Annotated in this window: 18 protein-coding genes and 4 tRNA genes; 5 read left to right on the top strand and 17 right to left on the bottom strand. The window is 66.5% G+C overall.

Translation table 11 applies throughout. The annotated features are described in order from the left end of the window. Positions 1-16 precede the first annotated feature (16 nt). The 13 genes from MYSTI_RS11405 to MYSTI_RS11345 all read right to left on the bottom strand — a co-directional run bounded on the left by MYSTI_RS11405 (position 17) and on the right by MYSTI_RS11345 (position 14,398). Positions 17-274, bottom strand: coding sequence for a BolA family protein (locus MYSTI_RS11405; RefSeq protein ID WP_015347896.1), 258 nt, complete (start codon positions 272-274; stop codon positions 17-19). Beyond that, complete coding sequence (locus MYSTI_RS11400) at positions 274-819, bottom strand: YqgE/AlgH family protein (RefSeq protein WP_015347895.1); 546 nt, start codon at positions 817-819, stop codon at positions 274-276. The genes MYSTI_RS11405 and MYSTI_RS11400 overlap by 1 nt, the downstream gene beginning before the upstream one ends. Positions 820-909: 90 nt before the next feature. After that, complete coding sequence (locus MYSTI_RS11395) at positions 910-1,371, bottom strand: response regulator (protein WP_015347894.1); 462 nt, start codon at positions 1,369-1,371, stop codon at positions 910-912. Between the two features lie 92 nt (positions 1,372-1,463). After that, positions 1,464-2,276 carry an ABC transporter permease subunit gene (locus MYSTI_RS11390; RefSeq protein WP_015347893.1) on the bottom strand — a complete coding sequence of 271 codons (813 nt, stop codon included), beginning with the start codon at positions 2,274-2,276 and terminating at the stop codon, positions 1,464-1,466. 225 nt (positions 2,277-2,501) lie between these two features. Next, positions 2,502-3,311 (bottom strand): ABC transporter permease subunit, encoded by an 810-nt coding sequence (locus MYSTI_RS11385; protein WP_420811519.1) that lies wholly within the window; start codon positions 3,309-3,311, stop codon positions 2,502-2,504. Between the two features lie 423 nt (positions 3,312-3,734). Further along, the gene (locus MYSTI_RS11380; RefSeq protein ID WP_201768984.1) at positions 3,735-5,327 is read right to left on the bottom strand and encodes a peptide ABC transporter substrate-binding protein; all 1,593 of its coding nucleotides are present in this window, start codon (positions 5,325-5,327) and stop codon (positions 3,735-3,737) included. A gap of 276 nt (positions 5,328-5,603) precedes the next feature. Beyond that, positions 5,604-8,057 carry an endopeptidase La gene (gene lon, locus MYSTI_RS11375; RefSeq protein ID WP_015347890.1) on the bottom strand — a complete coding sequence of 818 codons (2,454 nt, stop codon included), beginning with the start codon at positions 8,055-8,057 and terminating at the stop codon, positions 5,604-5,606. 199 nt (positions 8,058-8,256) lie between these two features. After that, positions 8,257-10,326 carry a prolyl oligopeptidase family serine peptidase gene (locus MYSTI_RS11370; RefSeq protein WP_015347889.1) on the bottom strand — a complete coding sequence of 690 codons (2,070 nt, stop codon included), beginning with the start codon at positions 10,324-10,326 and terminating at the stop codon, positions 8,257-8,259. Between the two features lie 275 nt (positions 10,327-10,601). Beyond that, the gene (gene clpX / locus MYSTI_RS11365) at positions 10,602-11,885 is read right to left on the bottom strand and encodes an ATP-dependent Clp protease ATP-binding subunit ClpX (RefSeq protein ID WP_015347888.1); all 1,284 of its coding nucleotides are present in this window, start codon (positions 11,883-11,885) and stop codon (positions 10,602-10,604) included. Between the two features lie 216 nt (positions 11,886-12,101). Then, entirely contained in the window at positions 12,102-12,722 is a 621-nt protein-coding gene (gene clpP, locus MYSTI_RS11360; protein WP_015347887.1) for an ATP-dependent Clp endopeptidase proteolytic subunit ClpP, read from the bottom strand. 33 nt (positions 12,723-12,755) lie between these two features. Then, entirely contained in the window at positions 12,756-14,033 is a 1,278-nt protein-coding gene (gene tig, locus MYSTI_RS11355) for a trigger factor (RefSeq protein ID WP_015347886.1), read from the bottom strand. Positions 14,034-14,134: 101 nt separating this feature from the next. Further along, positions 14,135-14,216: transfer RNA gene (locus MYSTI_RS11350), tRNA-Leu, on the bottom strand. 109 nt (positions 14,217-14,325) lie between these two features. Then, a tRNA-Lys gene (locus MYSTI_RS11345) sits at positions 14,326-14,398 on the bottom strand. 392 nt (positions 14,399-14,790) lie between these two features. On the opposite strand from MYSTI_RS11345, the gene bet reads away from it, so the two are divergent. Continuing rightward, entirely contained in the window at positions 14,791-15,798 is a 1,008-nt protein-coding gene (bet, locus tag MYSTI_RS11340) for a phage recombination protein Bet (protein ID WP_044283528.1), read from the top strand. 167 nt (positions 15,799-15,965) lie between these two features. Here bet and MYSTI_RS11335 read toward each other — a convergent pair. The 3 genes from MYSTI_RS11335 to MYSTI_RS45650 all read right to left on the bottom strand — a co-directional run bounded on the left by MYSTI_RS11335 (position 15,966) and on the right by MYSTI_RS45650 (position 16,820). Continuing rightward, positions 15,966-16,039: transfer RNA gene (locus MYSTI_RS11335), tRNA-Arg, on the bottom strand. A gap of 23 nt (positions 16,040-16,062) precedes the next feature. Next, positions 16,063-16,136, bottom strand: a tRNA-His gene (locus MYSTI_RS11330). A gap of 504 nt (positions 16,137-16,640) precedes the next feature. Further along, positions 16,641-16,820 carry a DUF6289 family protein gene (locus MYSTI_RS45650; RefSeq protein ID WP_420811518.1) on the bottom strand — a complete coding sequence of 60 codons (180 nt, stop codon included), beginning with the start codon at positions 16,818-16,820 and terminating at the stop codon, positions 16,641-16,643. A gap of 474 nt (positions 16,821-17,294) precedes the next feature. On the opposite strand from MYSTI_RS45650, the gene MYSTI_RS11320 reads away from it, so the two are divergent. From MYSTI_RS11320 to MYSTI_RS11300, 4 genes are all read left to right on the top strand, one after another. Continuing rightward, positions 17,295-17,612 carry a hypothetical protein gene (locus MYSTI_RS11320; RefSeq protein WP_015347883.1) on the top strand — a complete coding sequence of 106 codons (318 nt, stop codon included), beginning with the start codon at positions 17,295-17,297 and terminating at the stop codon, positions 17,610-17,612. 140 nt (positions 17,613-17,752) lie between these two features. Next, positions 17,753-17,986 carry a hypothetical protein gene (locus MYSTI_RS11315; protein ID WP_015347882.1) on the top strand — a complete coding sequence of 78 codons (234 nt, stop codon included), beginning with the start codon at positions 17,753-17,755 and terminating at the stop codon, positions 17,984-17,986. Positions 17,987-18,703: 717 nt separating this feature from the next. Then, positions 18,704-19,219, top strand: a complete 516-nt coding sequence (locus MYSTI_RS11305) for a hypothetical protein (RefSeq protein ID WP_015347880.1) — start codon at positions 18,704-18,706, stop codon at positions 19,217-19,219. Between the two features lie 190 nt (positions 19,220-19,409). After that, a complete protein-coding gene (locus MYSTI_RS11300) occupies positions 19,410-20,198 on the top strand; it encodes a DUF4328 domain-containing protein (protein ID WP_015347879.1) in 789 nt (262 codons plus the stop codon). A 63-nt stretch (positions 20,199-20,261) separates the two neighbouring features. Here the strand turns inward: MYSTI_RS11300 and MYSTI_RS11295 are convergent, their stop codons facing one another. Next, complete coding sequence (locus tag MYSTI_RS11295) at positions 20,262-20,843, bottom strand: FG-GAP repeat domain-containing protein (RefSeq protein WP_015347878.1); 582 nt, start codon at positions 20,841-20,843, stop codon at positions 20,262-20,264. Positions 20,844-21,037: the final 194 nt, after the last annotated feature.

The raw sequence follows: 21,037 nt of genomic DNA, 5'->3' as shown, positions 1-21,037 counted from the left end.
GCAAAGGTCTCTTTCTCTAGCGGTTCCCGAGCTTCTTCCACTGCTCGGGCGAGTACGTCTTCAGGGCGAGTGCGTGCAGCTCGCCGGTCTCCAACCACGTCTGAAGCGGCGCATACACGAGCTTGTGCTGCTGGACCATCATCTTGCCGGCGAAGTCGGGGCTGACGACACGAGCCTCGAAGTGGTCTCCCGTCCCCGTCGTATCCCGCACCTCCACCTCGGAGCCCGGCAGGGCCTCCAGGATGCGGCTGCGGATGAAGTCTGCGTCGAGCATCAGTTCATTCCCCTTCCCATGACCAACATGGCCGGGTCCACGCCCATGCCACGTAACGTGGTCTCCCACAATTTGCCGGGCTCCTGGCCCAGCACCGCCTCCGCGGTGGCCTCCGTGAAGAGCCACGAGCCCGCCGCGATTTCACTCTCCAGCTGCCGAGGGCCCCAGCCCGCATAGCCCAGGCAGAACCGCAGCCGGGGAGAGGCCCGCTCCAACAAGGGCCCCAGCGCGTCCAGCGTCACGCTGAGGAACAGGCCCGGCAGCACCGAGTGCTTCTCGAGCAGCTCGTCATCGTCGTGCAGCACGAAGCCCCGCTGGGGCTCCACGGGGCCGCCGACGAAGACCGGGTGACTGGAGCGGTCGGTGTGGATGTCCAGCTTCTGCCCTCGCGCCAGCTCCCCCAGGGTCAGCGCCGCGCCCCGGTTCACGACGAGCCCCATGGAGCCGGACTCCCCATGCTCGATCATCAGGATGACGGAGCGGTAGAAGTTCGGGTCCCCGAGCTGAGGCATGGCCAGCAGGAAGCCGGGAGCAAGGTTCTTCACGGAGCGAGCATCAACCGTTCGAGCGGGCGGCGCAACCGGAACCGCCCCACTCGTGGGATTGTGCGCGCCGCTCGGCGGGGCCTTGGGCTCTCAGTGCCAGCTGGTGTGCTTGGACTGGAGCGCCTCGGAGAGCCGCTCGGGGTTCAGGGGCTTGCCGATGAAGAGGTCCGCGCCCAGGCCCTTGCACTTGCGCGCCATGGCCGAGTCACTCATCGCGCTCACGCCGATGAGCACCGCTTGAGGGAAGCGCTCGCGCAGCCGTGACATCAGCGTGGCACCGCTGCGGCCGGGGAGGAACACGTCGACGATGGCGGCGTCCATGCGCTTGTTGCGCACGGCGAACTCCGCCTCCTCGGCGCTGCCCACGGGCATCGGCTCGTAGCCCCAGTCCGCGAGCATCTCGACCAGGATCTCGCGGTGGGCCGGGTCGTCCTCGACGACGAGTACGGCGCTGCGCACGGGCTCCAGCTTCAGCCCGTCGTCGCGCTCGGTGCGCTCCTTGGCTTCGCCGTCGAGCACGGGGATCAACTCTTCGGTGGTGGGCAGGGACATGAGGGTCACCGATGGGAAAAAAGGTTCCGTGTGATGGGAACCCACATTTCCACGGTGGGAATTCCATGCACCCCGCAGGGGAGGCCCGAGGCTCAGGTGGCCTTGCGAGGGCTCGCCGAGAGTGCCTGGGAGGCGAGCGATGCGCCGAGCACCAGGAGGACCAGGAGCGCCCAGGCGGGGAGGACGACGCGCGAGCCGCCCTCGTAGATGAGCGCCGCGTAGCTGGTGCCCAGGTAGCGGCCCAGGGACATGGGCTCCATCCGGGCGATGCCGAAGAAGCTCACCGTGGACTCGGTGAGGATGGCGGTGGGCAGGCGACTGAGGAACACGGCCAGCGCGAAGGGGCGCAGCGCGGGCCACAGGTGGACGCGAAGGATATGGGGGCCTCCGCCGCCCAGGGCACGGGCAGCGGCGACGAACTCCTGTCCCTCGAGGGTGGCCAGGCGGTTGCGGAACATGCGCGCGGGCCCCGCCCAACCCACGAGCGCGAGCGAGGCGACCATCAACCCGAAGGGCCCCAGTCCCCCACTGTGTCCCGCGTCCGCGAGCGACTGGCCCGCGAGTTGGAGCACCATCACCACGAGCACGTCGGGCAGCGCGAAGACGGCATCGACGCCGCGAAGAATCGTCTGCTCCCATGCGCCGCCCAGCAGTCGCGCCAAGGCCGCGACCAACAGGCCGATGAGCGTGGCGAGACCACCCGCGCAGAGGCCGATGGCGAGGGAGACCCAGAGCCCACCGAAGGCCAGCTCGCAGACGGTGCGGTCGGGCCGCATCGGGTCGACGCCCAGCGGGCAGGTGCTGGCGAGCGTCTCGGGGAAGAGGCGCCCGGCCACAAGGCTCAGGACCCCAAGGCCCACGAGCAACACGAGTCCCCATCGAGCACGAGAGGGAACGGCACTCATGCGCGAGCCTCCCGGGAGCGCGGGGTCATCACGAGCAACACGAGTCCCCAGTGAGCACGAGAGGGAATGGCACTCATGCGTGAGCCTCCCAGGAGCGTGGGACCACCATGCGCACCCAAAGTCCCCAGCGAGCACGAGAGGGAGTGGCACTCATACGCGCCCCCTGGGAGCGCGGGTCCACCGCGTGCACCACAAGTCCCCAGCGAGCACGAGAGGGAACGGCGCTCATGCGCGAGCCTCCCGGGAGCGCGGGTCCACCACATGGCGCAGCACTTCGACCCCGAGGCTGACGATGACGAGCAGCGAAGCGAACGTGGTGGTCGCGACGACCACCACGGCGACCTGCTTGTTGAGGACGGCGAGCACGTAGAGCTGACCGAAGTAAGGGAGCCCGAGCACCCGCTCGGCGGCGAATGAGCCCGCGAGCAGCGTGGTGGCGACCGGGCCCACCGCATCGAGCAGCGCGGGCAGCACGTTGGGCAATACGTGGCGGCGCAGGACGGTGCCGGGGGAGAGCCCCTTGCCCAGCGCGGTCCGCACGTAGTCACGCGAGAGCTCCGTCTCCAGCGCGTCACCGACGAGCGTGCCCAGGAAGATGCCGGGCCAGATGGAGGTCACCAGGGCCGCGGTCAGCTCCGGCAACATGTGTCCCCGCTCCACCACGGCGGGGGCGAACAGCAGCGCGGGGATGAACACGGGGGTCCCGAAAGCGAGCGCCGGAACGATGTCACCGAGCGCGGCCCATCGCCCCTTGCGCCACTGCGTCCGCACCAGCGCGAAGCCCAGCGCCCAGGCCAGCGCCAACGGGAGCGCCATCATGCCCACACCGACGCTGCCGGACAGCTTGCGCGCGAGCTCATCCCCCGTGATGCCCTGCGCACTCGTGCCGAGCCGCTCGCCGCGCCAGAGCTTCTCCCAAGGCCGCAGGAATCCGAGCGGCTCACCGATGCCCAGGTCGCGCTTGTACGAAGCCGCGAGCTCCGGGGACACCTGCCGCTTCGCATCGCTCTCCGTGGTGAGCGGCAACATGGCCATGAGGAAGTACGAGGCCACCGCCACCACGGGCACCAGCACGAGCTGCCGGCCCAACTTCTGGAACAGGGTCCTCACGAAGGCACCTGACGGCTCGGGCACTCGAGGACATGCACTCGCAACACCCGCTCGAACAAGGTCGTCACGGCGTGCCCTCCACATGGCTCGGGCACTCGAGGACATGCACTCGCAACACCCGCTCGAACAAGGTCGTCACGGCGTGCCCTCCACATGGCTCGGGCACTCGAGGACATGCACTCGCAACACCCGCTCGAACAAGGTCATCACGGCGTGCCCTCCGCACGGCGCGGGCACTCGAGGACCAGCACTCGCAACACCCGCTCGCGCAACGTCATCACGGCGTGCCCTCCGCACGGCGCGGGCGCTCGAGGACCAGCACTCGCAACACCCTCTCGCGCAACGTCGTCACGGCGTGCCCTCCGCCCGCTTCGCCTCGGGGACAGGCGCGGACATCCGCAGCGTGCGCAGCGCCAGGAAGTTGAACGGGTCCACATCCAATCCGCGCAGCGTGTCGCGCGCCCGGAAGTAGCGGTCCGGGTGGTACACCGGCGCAATCACCGCCTGCTCCCCGACCAGCACCTCCTGCGCCTGCGTATACAGCGCACGCGCCTTCCCTTCGTCCGCCTCCCCATCCGCCGCCTCCAGGAGCCGCTCGAATCGCCCCATGGGCTCACCACCGCCCTGCGTCTCCCAGCCCGTCTGGTGATTGCCCGAGCGCTCGAACAGCGTGAAGAACGTGTTCGGGTGCGCGTAGTCCCCGCCCAGCCTGCGCAGGTACAAGTCGTACGCGCGAGGCCCCTGCGCCGTGCGCCGCGCAATCTCCGCCGAGAAGTCCGAGCGAGCCTCCAGCACCACCTGCACGCCCACCCGCGCGAGCTGCGCCACGATGCGCTCCGCGATGGCCACCTCGGGCACGAAGTTGTCGCCACTGCGATACACGAGCCGCAGCGGCCGCTCCATCCCAGGCACTCCCGCCAGCTCCGCCTTCGCGCGCTCCGGCTCGTAGTGCGGCAGACGCGCCGCTTCGTCGGACGAAGCAGCCCCGGGCAGCTCCGGAGGAAGCAGGACATGGGAAGGCCGAGCCGCCGGCAAGAGCCCCGACACCAGCGCCTCCCGGTCCAACGCCCGAGACAAAGCGCGACGGACCTCGGGCCTGTCCAGCGGCGCCCGCTCCGTGTTGAAGGCCAGGTAGTACGTGGACAGGAGCGGCTCGCGCTGGAGGTCCTCCGGCCGCTTCACCCGAAGCGCCGCGGCGCTGTCCACGAAGACGAAGTCCACCCTCCCCCGCTCATACAGCGCCGGACCAATCTCCGACTTCATCAACGTGATGACGGGCACGGGCGACTCGCCCTCGGCCAGCGGCGGCGGAAACGCCGAGCGCGGGTTGTAGACCAACCGCACCCGCTCCCCCGCGCGGTCCCAGCTCTCCACCCGATACGGCCCCAGCGCCAACGGACGTCCATCGCGAGGCCGGTCGAAGTAGTCCCGAACCTCCTCCACCGAGCGCCCCTCCAGGTCCGCCGACGGCGCGGGGTAGAAGATGTACACATTCGCCACACGGGCCAGGAAGTAGCTGCGCGGATGCGCCAGCGTCACCCGCAACGTGTGCGAGTCCACGGCCTCCACGCCCACCCTCTCCAGCGCCGCGACGATGTCGGCCTCGGGAGCCATCCGGTCCTGGAGCGCGAGCGCCTCCGCCGCGCCCTCCAGGTCCGCCATCTCCCCGCGCTCACGCCCACGCAGCGCGCGCCGCCACCCCACGACGAAGTCGCGCGCCACCAGCGGCGAGCCATCCGACCAGCTCACGTCCCGGCGCAGGTGGAAGACGTAGACCTCACGCCCTTGCGCATCGCGAGACCGCTCCCAGCGCTCCGCCAGTCCCGACCGCACCGCGTGGTCCGAGCCCAGCACCGTGAGCCCCCGCTGCGTCGCCAGCATCACCGGATAGTTGGCCCAGCTGTCCGGGTCCGAGTGACTCCAGTCCAGAGTGGTGGGCATCGCGGGCACCACCACCTTCACGCCCGCGTCGGGCTGGAAGCCGCAAGGTCCACAGGCCCCGGTCACCCAGGCCAGCAACAGACACCACCAGGCGAGTCGAGCGCGAGGAGCCACCGTCCCGCGTTGTACCGCGAAGCACGCACCCGAGGACACAGAAGCCCGTGCCCCCTGCCCGCCTGCCCCAGAAAGACAGAAGCCAGGGGACCGGCGAATCGCACCGGCGCCCTGGCTTCGAGTCACTCGCGGAAGGCCGAGGCCCCCCGCGTCATCCCACCGCTACACCGGCGCCGGAGCCGGCGAGGACGGCGTCTCCGTCGTCGTAGGCAGCTTGAGTCCGTCGGAGACCGGCTTACGGCCGAACTCCTCGGGCTTCTCCAGCACCAGGGCCTCGCGCAGCACGTCGTCCACGAACTCCACCGGGACGATGCGCAGCTGCTTGCGAATCTTCAGCGGGATGTCCTTCAGGTCCTTCTTGTTCGCCTTCGGGATGAGCACCGTCTTGATGCCCGCCCGGTGCGCCGCCAGCGTCTTCTCCTTCAAGCCGCCGATGGGCAGCACCCGCCCGCGCAGGGTGATTTCACCCGTCATCGCGACATCGCGACGGATGAGCACTCGCGTGAGCGCGCTCACCAGCGCCGTGCAGATGGTGACACCCGCGGACGGACCGTCCTTGGGAATCGCGCCCTCCGGCAGGTGCACGTGGATGTCGTAGTTCTCGAACACCTTGCGGTCGATGCCGAAGCGCTCCGCGCGGCTGCGCACGTAGGACATGGCCGCCTGGGCGGACTCCTGCATCACCTCGCCCAGCTTGCCGGTGATGATGAGCTTGCCCTTGCCCGGCATGACGGTGGCCTCGGTGGTGAGGATTTCACCGCCCAGTTCCGTCCACGCCAGACCCGTGACGATGCCCACCTGGTCCTCCCGCTCCGCCACGCCGTAGCGGTAGCGCGGGGTGCCCAGGAACTTCATGGCCATCTTCCGGTCCACCTCGATGTCCCGCTTGCCGTTCTTCAGCACGTCGCGGGCAATCTTCCGGTACACGCCGCCAATCTCGCGCTCCAGCGAGCGAACGCCGGACTCCCGGGTGTACCGGTGGATGATGGTCCGCAGCGCCTCGTTGCTGAAGTCGACCTTGATGTCCGACAGCCCGTTGGCCTCCTGCTCCTTCGGGATGAGGTAGCGCCGGGCGATGGAGAGCTTCTCCGGCTCGGTGTACCCCGCGATGCGAATCACCTCCATGCGGTCCTGCAGCGGACCGGGGATGTTGTGCATCGTGTTCGCGGTGCAGATGAACATCACCTTGGACAGGTCGTAGTCGAGGTCCAGGTAGTGGTCGTTGAAGTTGTGGTTCTGCTCGGGGTCCAGCACCTCCAGGAGCGCCGCGCTCGGGTCGCCTCGGAAGTCCGTGGACATCTTGTCGATTTCGTCGAGCAGGAAGACGGGGTTGTTGCTGCCCGCCTTCTTCAGCGACTGGATGAGCTTGCCCGGCATCGCGCCGATGTACGTGCGCCGGTGGCCGCGAATCTCGGCCTCGTCACGCACACCGCCCAGCGACAGGCGCACGAACTTGCGGCCCGTCGCCCGGGCAATCGAGCGCGCCAGCGACGTCTTGCCCACGCCCGGAGGACCCACGAAGCACAACACGGGGCCCTTGAGCTTCTTCACCAGTTGCTGCACCGCCAGGTACTCGAGGATGCGCTCCTTCGGCTTCTTCAAGCCGTAGTGGTCCTCGTTGAGCACCGTCTCCGCTTCCGTCACGTCCAGCCGGTCCTGGGTCTCGTCGTACCAGGGCAGGCTTATGATCCAGTCGATGTAGTTGCGGACGACCGTGGCCTCGGCGCTCATCGGGCTCATCATCCGGAGCTTCTTCAGCTCCTTCTTGACCTTGAGCGTGGCCTCCTTGCTCATCCGCTTGTTCTTCAGCTTCTCTTCAATCTCCTGAATCTCGTTCTTGAACTCGTCGCGCTCACCCAGCTCCTTCTGAATGGCCTGCATCTGCTCATTCAGGTAGTACTCCTTCTGGGTCTTCTCCATCTGCTTCTTGACGCGCGTGCGAATCTTCTTCTCCACCTGGAGAATCTCGATTTCGCCCTGCATCAGCTCGTAGAGCTTCTCCAGCCGCTTCGCCGGAGACTCCGTCTCGAGCAGCGCCTGCTTGTCGTTCAGCTTCAACGACAGGTGCGCGACGATGGTGTCCGCGAGCCGCGCCGGGTCGTCGATGCTGGCCACCTGCATCAGCATCTCGGGCGGGATGCGCTTGTTGAGTTTGACGAAGGCCTCGAACACGGAGTGGACGCTGCGAACCAGCGCCTCCAGCTCCACGCTCTTCTCCGTCTGCTCCTCCACCTCCTCCACTTCCACCATGAAGAAGGCGTCGTTGGGGTGGAACTTCTTCACCTTCGCCCTGCGCACGCCCTCCACCAGCACCTTCACCGTGCCATCTGGCAACGGCAGGAGCTGGATGACATGGCCCATGGTTCCGAAGTGGAAGATGTCGTCGGGAGAGGGGTCGTTCGTCTTGGCCTTCTTCTGGGCGGCCAGCAGGATGACGGCCTTGTCGTCCGGCCCCTTGTGCGCCATCGCGTCCTTCAACGCCGCGATGGACTTCTCCCGGCCGACGAACAGCGGAACCACCATGTGCGGGAACACGATGATGTCCCGAAGGGGCAAGAGCGGGACGGTGAGTCCCCGCTTCTGGGCTTCCTTCTTGTCGTCACGTCCGAAGAACATGTATCCGCCACCTGCTGGCCTACCGGGGGGGTAGGCCCCTGAAGAGTTGCCCGGTTGCTCGAACTCCCAAGCGCGTACCCGGGGTGAAGCACGTCTATAACACGTCGGTTTCAGGTGCCGTTCCCCGCCTCAAGATTGGGAAACGTCCTCCTGCCATCAAGGGAACACCCGCAGCTGCCTTGGGCGTCCGCCCAGGGTGTCAGCGCCCCTGCGCTGCCTCCCCACCCTGGAGCCCACCAACCTCCAACACCTTGAAAAGAAACGCGTACATGTCCGCGGAGGATTCAATGCTCTTGGCCACCTGGTCCGCGCCACCATGTCCCGCGTTGACTTCAATGCGCAGGAGCGCGGGGGCCTGGTTGCCCGCCGCGTTCTGCACCGCCGCGACGAACTTGCGCGCGTGCAGCGGGTCCACCCGGTCATCGTGGTCCGCGGACATCATCAGCAGCGCGGGGTAGCGCACGCCCGTCTGGACGTGGTGGTAGGGCGAGTAGGCGTGCAGCGTCTGGAAGTCGTCCACCTTCTCCGCCGTCCCGTACTCCGTAATCCACGTCCGGCCGCTGCCGAAGAGGTGGTAGCGGACCATGTCCAGCAAGGGGACCTGGCACACCACGGCCCCGTACAGCTCCGGGCGCTGAGTCATGGCCGCCCCCACCAGGAGGCCGCCGTTGCTGCCTCCCTGGATGGCCAGCCGCCGGGCCTGGGTGAACTTCTCACGCACCAGGTACTCGGCCGCGGCGTGGAAGTCGTCGAAGACGTTCTGCTTGCGCGCCAGGCGCCCGGCCTCGTGCCAGTCCTTGCCGTACTCGCCGCCCCCGCGCAGGTTGGCCACCGCGTACACCCCGCCCGCGTCCAGCCAGGGCAGGATGCTGGCCCGGAAGTTGGCCTCCATGTTCACGTTGAAGCCGCCGTACCCGTAGAGCAGCGTGGGCGCCGTGCCATCGCGCTTCAGGCCCTTGCGGTACACCACGAACATGGGGACGCGGGTGCCGTCCTTGGAGGGGTAGAAGACCTGGTCCACCTGGTAGGCCGACGAGTCCACGGGCAGCTCCACCTTGGCCCACAGCTCCGACTTGCCGCTCTTCACCGACGTCTTGAAGACCTGCCGCGGGGTGGTGAAGGAGGTGAAGACGAAGTACGCGTCGTCCTCGTCCTCCAGACCCGCCAAGTTGGAGGCGGCGCCCACGCCGGGCAGCTCCACCTGGCGCACGGGGACACCCCGCAGCGTCGCCACGCGGACCTGCGTGGTGGCGTCCTTCATGTACTCCAGCGCCAGGTGCTCCCCGACGATGTTCACGCCCTGGAGCGAGGCCACCGGGTCCTCGGGGACGATCTCCTTCCACGCGGCGCGCTCGGGCTTCGCGGGGTCCACCTCGAAGACGCGCTGACGGGGCGCGCCCTCGTCGGTCGTGACGTAGAAGCGGCCCTTCCAGGCCTGGACGCTGTACTTGGCGCCCTCCCCCTTCACGAGCAGGCGGAAGTCCTTCTCGCCCGGCCGCTTCCAGTAGACGTCGTTCTCGCTCCAGCCGCGGAGGATGTAGACGAAGAGGAACTTTCCATCGCGGCTCAGGTCGCCGGAGAGGAACGTCGTCGGGTCCCCCGTGTGCGGGTGCACCAGCGCGTCCGAGCCGGGGCTCTTGCCCAGCACGTGGAAGCGCAGGGACGTGTAGCCAGGGCGCGCGTCCACGGGGATGGAGGCATCCGTGGGCAGCCACTCGTAATAGAAACCCTGGCTGTCCGGCGTCCACCGGGGCGCCGCGTACTTGGCGCCCTCGATGACGTCCACCTGGGACCACTGGCCCGAGTCCACGTCCACCACGTGCAGCACCGCCTCATCGGCCGCGTTGGGCTTGCGCGCGAAGACCACCTTCTTGCCGTCCCAGGACGGCTCCCAGGTGCCCAGGGAGATGGAGCCATCCGCGCTCCAGCCATTGGGGTCCAGCAGGACCTTCTCCGCGCCCTTCTCTCCGTCACGCCAGTAGAGGACGGCCTTCTCCTTGTCCTTGTGCGTGCGCGAGTAGAAGTAACGGCCCGAGCGCTTCCGGGGCATGGAAATGGAGTCCACGTAGAACAGCTCGCGGAAGCGCTTCACCAGCGAGTCCCGGACGGGCGAGCCCGCCAGCGCCGAGCGCGTGAAGGCATCCTGCGCCTTCATCCACGCCTGCACCTCCGGGGCCTTCTCGTCCTCCAGCCAGCGGTAGGCGTCCGGCACCTGCACGCCGTGCAGCGTGTCCACCACCGCGTCCACCCGTGTCGCCGGGTATGACATGCGAGCGCGTTCCTCCTGGGCAGGCACCTCCGAGGGTGCCTCCCGCACCGCTGGCCCGGAGCCAGCACAAGCGACGAGCATCATCAAAGCAGGCACGGAGAGCTGTCTCATGGAGTCAGCACATACAGAAAGCCCCCGGCCCGTCCCACAAAAACCGTGGGCGGCTCGCGGCCGCCCGTCCCTTCCGAATGCGAGGGGCGCGCCGGGCCCTCCTGCTGGCCCTTGACGCGCCCCGTCACCTCACCCCGAGGGCCCCTGGAAGAGGCCCCGGTGGCTCAGGCGGATTCCTTCTTGGGCTCCGCCGGCTCCTTGTCCGTCGCGGCATGGAGCACGACGGGCTCGCTCTTCTTGAGGATGACCTCCTCGGAGATGAGCACCTCGCGCACCGTCTTGCGGGACGGGATTTCGTACATCACGTCCAGCATGGCCGACTCCAGGATGGAGCGCAGGCCACGGGCACCGGCCTTGCGGCGGATGGCCTCGCTGGCGATGGCCTTGAGGGCGCCATCGGTGAACTTCAGCGCCACGCCGTCCAGCTCGAAGAGCTTGCGGTACTGCTTGGTGAGCGCGTTCTTCGGCTGGTTGAGGATGTTGATGAGCGCGGGCTCATCCAGCTCCTCCAGCGCGGTGATGATGGGCAGTCGGCCGATGAACTCCGGAATCATGCCGAACTTGAGCAGGTCCTCCGGCTCCACGTGCTTGAGCAGCTCCGTGAGGTTGCGCTGCTTCTTCGACTGGATGTCCGCGCCGAAGCCCAGGCTGCGCCCGCCCAGGCGCCGCTCAATCACCTGGTCCAGCCCGCCGAAGGCGCCGCCGCAGATGAAGAGGATGTTGGTGGTGTCCACCTGCAGGAACTCCTGCTGCGGGTGCTTGCGGCCCCCCTTGGGCGGAACGTTGGCCACCGTGCCTTCGATGATCTTCAGCAGGGCCTGCTGGACCCCCTCGCCGCTGACGTCGCGGGTGATGGAGGGGTTCTCCGACTTGCGGGCAATCTTGTCGATTTCGTCGATGTAGACGATGCCGCGCTGCGCCCGCTCGATGTCGTGGTCGGCCGCCTGGAGCAGGTTGACGATGATGTTCTCGACGTCCTCGCCCACGTAGCCGGCCTCGGTGAGGCACGTGGCGTCGGCGATGGTGAAGGGGACGTTGAGGATGCGCGCCAGCGTCTGGGCCAGCAGCGTCTTGCCGCTGCCCGTGGGGCCGAGCAGGAGGATGTTGCTCTTCTGGAGCTCCACGTCCTCCAGGGCGACCTTGGACTCGATGCGCTTGTAGTGGTTGTGCACGGCCACCGACAGCGTCTTCTTCGCGCGCTCCTGGCCGATGACGTACTCGTCCAGCACGGCCTTGATTTCAGAGGGCCGGGGGATGCGCAGCTTGGTGTCCTTGGTCTCCTCGCGGTCGATCTCCTCCGCGATGATGTCGTTGCACAGCCCGATGCACTCGTCGCAGATGTAGACCGTCGGCCCCGCGATGAGCTTCTTCACTTCCTTCTGCGACTTCCCGCAGAAGGAGCAGCAGAGGGTCTGGTTGTCTCGCTTCTCCACGTTCTTGCCCGCCATGAAATCCCTCGCCGCGTCTTGAAAGCCGCCGCCCTGGTTTGCGCCACCCGCCTTGGCCTCAAGGCAATCTAGTCAGCCCCTGTCTGGGACGTCCACGCGCCTTCCCGGTACTTAACAAGGGGGTGGGGGTCGGCGCAGAAAGCAGAAAGCCGGAGGCACGGGGGCGAATTCCCGCGTCTCCGGCCACCCGCCGAGGCGTCAAGCCCCGGCGACCGCTTACTTCTTGTCGTCCTTGCCCAGCCCCACGACCTTCCGCGGGTTCTGGATTTCGTCGACGATTCCGTACGCCTTCGCCTCCGTCGCACCCATGAAGTAGTCGCGGTCCGTGTCCTTCTCCACCCGCTCGATGGACTGCCCGGTGTGCTTGACGATGAGCTCGTTGAGCTTCGCCTTCATCCGGAGGATCTCCTTGGCCTGGATTTCGATATCCGTGGCCTGTCCCCGCACACCGCCCAGCGGCTGGTGAATCATGATGCGACTGGAGGGCAAGGCGTACCGCTTGCCCTTCGTCCCGGCCAGCAGGAGCACGGCCCCCATCGACGCCGCCTGGCCCACGCAGATGGTGGACACCGGCGGCTTGACGTACTGCATCGTGTCGTAGATGGCCATGCCCGCCGTGACGGACCCACCCGGCGAGTTGATGTAGATGTTGATGTCCTTGTCCGGGTCCTCGGACTCGAGGAAGAGCAACTGGGCGACAATGACGTTCGCCACGTCATCGTCGATTTCAGTGCCCAGCATGATGATGCGGTCCTTCAGGAGCCGGCTGTAGATGTCGTACGAGCGCTCACCGCGGTGAGTCTGCTCGATGACGTAGGGAACGGGCATGAAGGGCATGTCGACCTCGAGAGAGAGCTCGGAAAAGGGACCTCAGGAATACTTCGCCCGGCCCTTCAGGAATTCAATCGTCTTTTCCTCGCGCAGTCGCAGAGACAACCCGAGGCGCTCGTCCGGGCCCTTGAAGTACTTCTTCACGGCGGCCACGGGCTGACCCGCGTCGGTCGCGAGCTGCTCGATGCGAGCCTCCACGTCCGCGTCGCTCGCCTGGATGCCCTCCTTCTGGGCGATGGCCTCCAGGAGCAGGGTCCCCTTCACTTCCTGGACAGCCTTCTCGCGCATCTCCTCGCGCAGCCGGTTGAAGTCCAGGTTGAGACGGCTGGGGTCCACGCCCGAGCGCTGCAGCTGCTGCAGGGCTCCGCGCAGCATGGAGTCCATGGCGCGCTCCACCATGGCGCGCGGCACCTCGAAGGTGTTGCGCTCGACGAGGAGCTTCATCAGCGCCTCGCGCTCGTCGTTGTCCGCTTGCGAACGGCGCGCGCGCTCCATGTCCGTGCGGACCTTGGTGCGCAGCTCGTCCATGGACTGGGCGATGCCCGTCTCCTTGGCGAACTCGTCGTTCAGCTCGGGGCTGATCTCCTTCTTGAGGGCCTTCAGGGTGATGTGGAACCGACCCGTCTTCCCCCGCACATCCTCCACCCGGTAGTCGGCCGGGAAGGCGTAGTCGATGTCCTTGGACTCGCCCACCTTCACGCCCTCCAGGGCGGCAATCTTGGACTCGACCAGCTCACCGGGCTGCACCTGGACGGTGATGCCCTCGGCCTTGCTGCCGGGGAACGGGTTGCCGTCCACCGTGGCGTCGAAGTCGACCGTCGCGTAGTCACCGGAAGCGGCGGAGTCGCGGTCCGTCACCGGGTCCAGACGACCCAGGGACTGGCGCATGCGGTCCAGCTGCTCGTTGATCTGCTCGTCGGTGACGGTGGCGTCCGCCTTGGTCAGGGGGAGCTCGGCGTACTCCTTCGCCTCGACCTTGGGCTTCACTTCCACCCGGGCCTCGAAGGAGAAGGGCGCGTCGGCCTTGAGGCCCGCGTTGGTCACCTGCGGGCTGGCCACGACCTCCACGTTGTGCTCGCGCACCGCATCCATGTAGGCGGTCTGCACGACGCGCTGGATGACCTCGTCCTCGACCTGGTCCTTGAAGCGCTGCTCCAGGATGCGGCGGGGGACCTTGCCCTGGCGGAAGCCCGGCAACTTCACCTGCTGCCCGAGCCTGGAATAAGCGCGGTTGAGCTCCTCCGCCACGCGGGCTGACTCGACCTCGATGGAGAGCTTCTTCTCGATGGGAGAAAGCTCTTCGACCTGGACCTTCATACGGGCCTCGCTCGCCGCCGCCTCGGACAGTCGTCCCGAGCGGCGCCGGTTAAGTGGGACGTGCGCCTTTAGGGGATAGCCACGAACGGGTCAACGCGAAATGGGCGAGGAGGGACTCGAACCCTCACACCTTGCGGTACCAGATCCTAAGTCTGGTGCGTCTACCAGTTTCGCCACCCGCCCGGGTGTCTCGCGTGTCGTGCCGTACATACCGCGAAACGTCCGCTGCATGGCAGCCAGCGGATCGCGCCAAAAAAGAAGGGGCCTCTTCATTTCTGAAGAGGCCCCTGAGTGAGAGCGGAGGGAATCGAACCCACAACCTATGGATTAAGAGTCCATTGCTCTGCCAATTGAGCTACGCTCCCGGCACTGCCCCGGTCCGTCTGCTGCGTGACGGCGAGGTGGCGCGGTAACTACAGAAGCCCTGCGACGCTGTCAAAAAGTATTTTCGATCCCCGCTGATTTCCCCTCGGAGCGATCAACGCACGAGGGTCGATTCGCCCGAGCCACGCAGCGTCGTGTTGCTCGCCCAGCGTGCTGGCGACGGGTCCCCCCTCTCCGCGCATGAAACAGTCTCGGCGCCCTCCTGTTGATGGTGGCCACGGCTGCGCGGGTGGCCAGTCCACGGAAAGAGCGGGTTCGGTTCGCGAACAGTCCGGGACACCCCAAGCGCCGCCGAGGCACAGGCGGGCGGACGGAGGTCGTCCGCCCTTTTCGCGCAGGACGCATGCAGGAGACGACAGTGACGGAAGCCAACATGTCCCCCAAGGAAGACGCGGGCTCGACGCTGGGTGGGTGGAGCCGGGAGCGGATGGAGCTCATCCGGCGGACCATCTGCCCCCGGGGCATCAGCGAGGACGAGTTCGCCCTCTTCATCGAGCAGTGCAAGCGCAGTGGGCTGGACCCGCTGCTCAAGGAGGCGTTCTGCGTCGCCCGTCGGCAGAACGTGGGCAACCGGGAGCGTCCCAACTGGGTGACGAAGTACGAATTCCAACCGTCCGAGGCCGGCATGTTGGCGCGCGCGGAGCGGTTCCCGGACTTCAAGGGCATCCAGGCCAGCGCGGTGTTCGCGGAGGACGACATCGTGGTGGACCAGGGGCGAGGCGAGGTGGTGCATCGCTTCAATCCGGCCAAGCGCAAGGGCGCGCTGGTGGGGGCCTGGTCCCGGGTGGTGCGGGACGGGAAGCTGCCGGTGGTGGTGTGGCTGGACTTCAGCGGCTACGTCCAGCAGACGCCCCTGTGGGCGAAGATTCCCACGACGATGATTGAGAAGTGCGCGCGCGTGGCGGCGTTGCGCAAGGCGTACCCCGAGGCCTTCGGAGGGCTGTACGTCCGCGAGGAGATGCCCGCGGAGGACTTCGAGTCCGCGCAGCCGGAGCCCGCGCCGGTGGGAGGCACCTATGAGGTGCTGGGCGCGAGGCCCGGGCCGGTGAAGGCGTCGTTCCCCGCGCTCCCGACGGTGGCGGTGCCGGAGAAGGTCTCGAAGCTGGAGGAGGCGGAGCTGGTCGCCACGCCTCCCCTCAAGCCGAGCGCGGTGCTGGTGGCGTTCGGTCCCTATAAGGGGAAGACAGCGTCGGAGCTCTCGGATGAGGAGCTGAGCGAGAGCATCGAGCTGGCGAACGAGAAGCTGATGGAGCAGCCCCGGGCGCGCTGGGCGAAGGCGATGCGGGAGAACCTGACCGCGCTGGAGGCGGAGACGGAGCTGCGCTGCCGAGTCCCGACGACGGCGGACAAGGGCGGCAACGGCGCCTCGCGCGAGGCGTGACGGGCTGATCCGTCGAGGCGGGCCTTCCGCCGAAGGTGGGGAGACTTCGGTGGGGGCACGCGGACCGCGAGGAGACGTGCCCGCAGGCGGACGGGGGGCCCGGAGAATCCAGCGTGGGAAGCTCCGGCGACGAAGCCCGTTCCCGAGGATTTTCAGGGACTTAAGAGCGCGCTCGGAGGGACTTGAACCCCCAACCCCTGGGTTCGAAGCCCAGTGCTCTATCCAGTTGAGCTACGAGCGCAAGCTACTCGGGGGAAGAAAGTGGGCGGCCAACCGGGGTCGAACCGGCAACCTCTGGAGTCACAGTCCAGCGCTCTAACCAGTTGAGCTATGGCCGCCGTCACCGACACGGCGTTTGAAGCGGCGCTTTCCCTACCGTGGAAGCGAGGGCCAGTTCAAGGCCCAAATGTGAAGCGGGTCGATTGGCCCCCTGAACGAGGGGGCAACCCCACGCCCCCTGCCCTCCCGAACCCCGAGAGCGACACAGGCGACGGCGAGTTCCTGACCGACTTCCCAACCGCCGGGAGTTCCTCGCTCTTTCCTTGGGGAGCAAAGGGCTCGGGAGGTACGGGCCGCCACGAGGAGGCGCCCCTCCTTCCCATGGAAGCAAGGAGCGCGCTCGGTCGACCCCGACCGGAACCACCGGCTCACGCCCTCTCGTTCCACCGCGACAGGCTGCTACAGGAAGCGCCGCACCTGGGACGCCCCCGCTTCGCGCTGGCGGCGCGGAGCCAGGTCGAAGCTCGACCCTGGCGCCTCGCGCCGGACGTCCTGGGGCTGCATCCACTTCGTACAAATCCAGCCAAACACAGGCACCGCTCCGCCAGCGCCTCCGGTTCGACTCAACGCTTCACATCGTCGCCGGACGCGACGTCCTCAGGCTGTCTTGAACAGACAACCTGGGTGAACCTTTCATACCGCCCCCTGACGCCCCAACGGGCAGTCATACCATTGCAGTCACACCGCTTGTCTCCAACGAGCTGAGTCATGGCCTCGTCACTGAACCAGTTGAAGGTCCACATCGTCCGGCCGTTGCAAGGCGGCTCATAGAGCCCCTCTTCGGACTCCGACAGGTTCAGGACAGCATCCCCTTCAGGCCCCGCCAGCGTTTCCAGGTCAGGGCTCTCGAGTGTCGCCCCACCACAGCCAGCCACGAGTGCCAATCCCAGGACAACTCCAGCGGCGAGTCGCGCCATCCTCATACGATGTGCTCCTTGACGAGTGTGTGACCCAACGGCGCGGCAGCATTTCCCGACAAGCACTCACAGTCAACAGCTATCCACAAATTTCCGGCACCACTCCTCCATACGCCATACCTTCACTTCTTCATGCGCGACGCCACGACAACCCCAGCCCAGTCCATGAAAGTCTTCAGCGCCATCACAATCACTCTCACGCATTGACCAGCCAACCCGAAAGGCATAACAATCGGAAATGCGAGACACAGCTCGCCTGCGCCTACCAAGGCGACAGCACCTCCAACCCAAGGGATGCTCATGAAGAGGTTTCTGACGGGATTGCTGCTGACCCTCTCGATTTCCGCCTGTGGCCCGGGCCAAGAGGAAGGTGCTCCGAAGAGCAGTCTGGCCGTGCACATCTCCGAGAAGCAGGAGATGTCTGTTGAGCCCTGGAGCACCGAGAAGAGCGAGCAGATGCCTGCGCTGGCCTCCACCGCCGGCGATGAGTCTCTGGCCTGCTGGGTGGTGCTCAACTGGTGTACGCCTCCCGCGGGTCAGCCGCACTGCACGGCCACCGGCTGCACGGTGGAAGAGGCCGTCCGTCACTGCAGGGCGCTCTACGACCGGACCTGCTAGGTCGACAGGCCTGGCATGAATGAAGCCTCCCGGCCGCAAGCCGGGGGGCTTCTGTCTTTTGGGGAGTGCCGTCGAGTGGGAGAACGCCTGTCGAAGTGCTGCTACGCTTCAGCACGACTCCCACAGGTGAGAGCCCACACATGCGGACAAGCTTCGAATCCATCCAGGAGATTCTCAAGGCGGGGGCGAACGTCCACCTCCATGACCGATTCCCTCCAGGTGACGTGGAGAGACTCGCGCTCATGGCTCGCGAGCACGGCGGCCACCTGCTCGTGTCCGGCGACTACACCTCGGACTGGCTCGTCCGATGGGCCAAGGCCGGGGGAAGCCACTTCACGTTCGTCGTCCAGTCCAACCTCAGAGGAGGAATGTAGGGCGCGCGCCCCCTGGCTCGAGCATGGCCGTGGGCCCAGCAGCCCATGCGCCCGTGCCATCCCCCAGGGCTATCACCCAGCGTTTCGAGGACAAGAGGCAGGAGGGCCTGCCTCGCGCACGACAAACCGCCACCGACTGTGCATTGCGCCACGCGAGGACACCGAGCACCTCTCTGGCGGAGCACACCGATGGCAGGCCCTTCCCCCAAGCACGACAGGAACGCAGCGGCACGTGCGCAGTCTCGATTCAACTCCGGATTGGAGACCCTCATCTCTCTGTACGCGGGAGGGTTGATTTCACTGCTTTGTGCCATCGGCCTCGGCTGGCTGAGCATGAACAGGGCCCCCCTCGTGGTTCTGTGTCTCAGCCTCGGGCTTCCCTTGATGATCGCCGGGTGGAAGGTGCTTGCATGCCTTCTCTGGGGACGCGCTCCTCGCGACGCCCGGCCCGAGAGCATCGGCTCAGAGCCAGTCGCGGATGCCAGCATCCCCTTTGAAATGGGCGACGTCAGCGACCTCCCCAGCGGAGATGCATCCTGCGGGGATTCCAGCGGCGGCTCGTCCTGCAACGAATGATCGCGCGCCGTGCCCTCTCCCCGGCCTTCATGGCGCCGGCGTGAGCCGTGGGACTCGGGCGAGGCGCCGCACGCCGTACGGTTTGCCGTTGATTCTCCCCTATCGAGCGCTGAGCATACGGGCAGAGGGGGAATCACAAGCATGGCGACGGACGATTTGAAGGACCTCATGGCGAGGTTGGTGGAGCGCAGGAGCGCATCCGGGCATCGCAGGGAGTCCTGGACGCGCGTGTCCAAGGAGCTGTTCCAGAAGCTCGAGGCGCTCGTGAAGGAGGCCAACCAGGGGAAAGGAACGGGAATCTCGCTGACGGCCCGGTTCGCGAATGAGGCCGCGTGGAGAAGCGTCCCCGTGGTCTCTATCGCTTTCGACACGGGCCCGCTCGGCCTCTCCTCGCCGAAGGGTCAGTCCGAGGTGCCCATCATGGCCCTTGGAGCTGAGCTCACGTTCTGCATGCAGATGTCTGGCATGGCGACGGTCATCCACGGGGACTGGAAGCTCGAGGGGATGCCCTGGATGGACGCGGCGACCCGGAAGTCCGAGGTGATTCTCCTGGCCGAGCCCGTGGAGCTGAACAACATCCACCTGCTCCGGAAGCTGGTTGCCGACTTCATCGTGAAGGCGACGGCCACACACTGGTCGACGCCCGAGAAGAAGTAGCGACACCTTCAAACCGATTCATGGGCGATGCACATCGGGGTTCGCTCGCCCATGAGTCTCCTCCTTGCTCTTTGTCTTGTATTGAACAGAACGGGCCGAGCGAGCCCGTCACTCCCACCGCCCACCCGGTCAAAACACGCATCCTTCGTCGACACGCAGCGACCTCCCCACCCCACCCAGGCCCCATTCCATGCAGACGACACCCGCCAGCCTCCCTGTCGATGCCGCATGCGCCCATCATCCGGACCGGCCAGCCCAGGAGGTCTGCGCGCGCTGCGGGAGCTTCGTCTGCGAGCACTGCAAGGAGCGCAGCGCTCGGTCCTGCGACGCCTGCCAGGCCACGGTGAGGCAACGGCTCTTGCCCTCCGCTCGCAGATGGGCCGTCGTTGCCACCGCGGCCATCTCCCTGCATGCCGTGGCCGAGGTGGCCCTTCTCGCCGTGAAGTTCTGGCTCTACCCGTTCTTGGAAGGACTCGGTTTGACGACGACCGACGTCATGGTCGCGTATGGCACCGCCATCGGAACCCTCCGTGCGCTCATGGTCGCGACGACGATTCTCGGCGTGGTGGGCTTCCTGCGGTGGCAATACCAGGTGTTCCAGCTCGCCAGCGTCCTCGACGTCAGCCAGGCCTCCCCTCGCCAGGCCCTCCTCGGCTGGTTCATCCCAGGTCTGAATCTCTTCAAGCCCTATCAGCTGCTTCGTGACCTCTGGCGAGACCTGGGTGGAGAGACCTCCAGAGCCCATTTGATACGGGCCTGGTGGCTCATGGGGCTGGTCAGCCTCGCCGTCGGAACGGGGTATCAGCTGATGCGCCGCCTCAACGAAGTCATGTTCATCAGCAGCGACACCCGCGCGATGGTCAACATCGTGCACGCCACGCTCTTCGCTCTCGTCACCGCGTTGTGCATCGGCGTGGTGTGGCGCATCCAGCGGCAGCTCGTCCAATTGAAGGGGGAGGCCCGTCACGTGGCCACGTGAGTCCGCTCCGTGGACACGACCCCGCTCGCACAGGGCCGTCATCAGCCGTGCCTGCGAAGACGCTCAGAACGCGGAGTAGGCGAACAGCTTCGCTCCGGTGCTGACGTCGTAGCAGAACAAGTCTGTGCGACCATCGCCGTTGAAATCGGCGACGGAGAATCGCGCGGAGAGGCGGTTGCACCACTTCATGTCCTGATACCAGTCCGTCCCGACGAAGTACCCACCCGGACGGGCAAAGGCGATCCACTTCTCCCCTGTAATCGAATCATGGCAGAGCATGTCCGCGCGGCCATCTCCGTCGAAGTCCCCCGTGGAGAGCTGGCTCCCCTGTCGATTGCACCACCCCATGGCGGCTTGCCAGTCGTTCCCGGCGAAGTGCCCATCGGGCGCACGCGCAAAGGCGATCCGCTTGTCGCCCGAGAGCCAGTCGTGACACAGCAGGTCCGCCATGCCATCGCCATTGAAGTCATTGATGAAGAGCTGGGCTCCGAAATAGTTACACCACTCCATGTTCGTATCCCAGAGCCAGAAACCGGTCGCCGCCGGAGCCGGGGCCGGGACCGTCTCAAAATGGCCATTCGCGTCTTTCGCACTCAAAGCAACGAGCAGCGGCGTCACAAGCAAGAACAGCTTCGGCCCACGCATTGTGTCTCCCCAATCCCATTGGAGTTTTCAGACTCAACCATCGGCCATCTTGTCGAGACATCAAATGGGGCATCAGTCGCAACAAGTGTTAAGGCTCGACACACCACCTCGCCCCGAAAGCGGCCATCAGTGGCCGAGTCCATTGTCCTGACATGATTGCCTCCTCTCGAGTTGCTACTGCTGCTTGGATTACA

The organism is Myxococcus stipitatus DSM 14675 (genome assembly GCF_000331735.1).
Lineage (GTDB): Bacteria > Myxococcota > Myxococcia > Myxococcales > Myxococcaceae > Myxococcus > Myxococcus stipitatus.
Note: the sequence above shows the minus strand (reverse complement) of the source record. Positions and strands in the feature narration are given on the sequence as shown.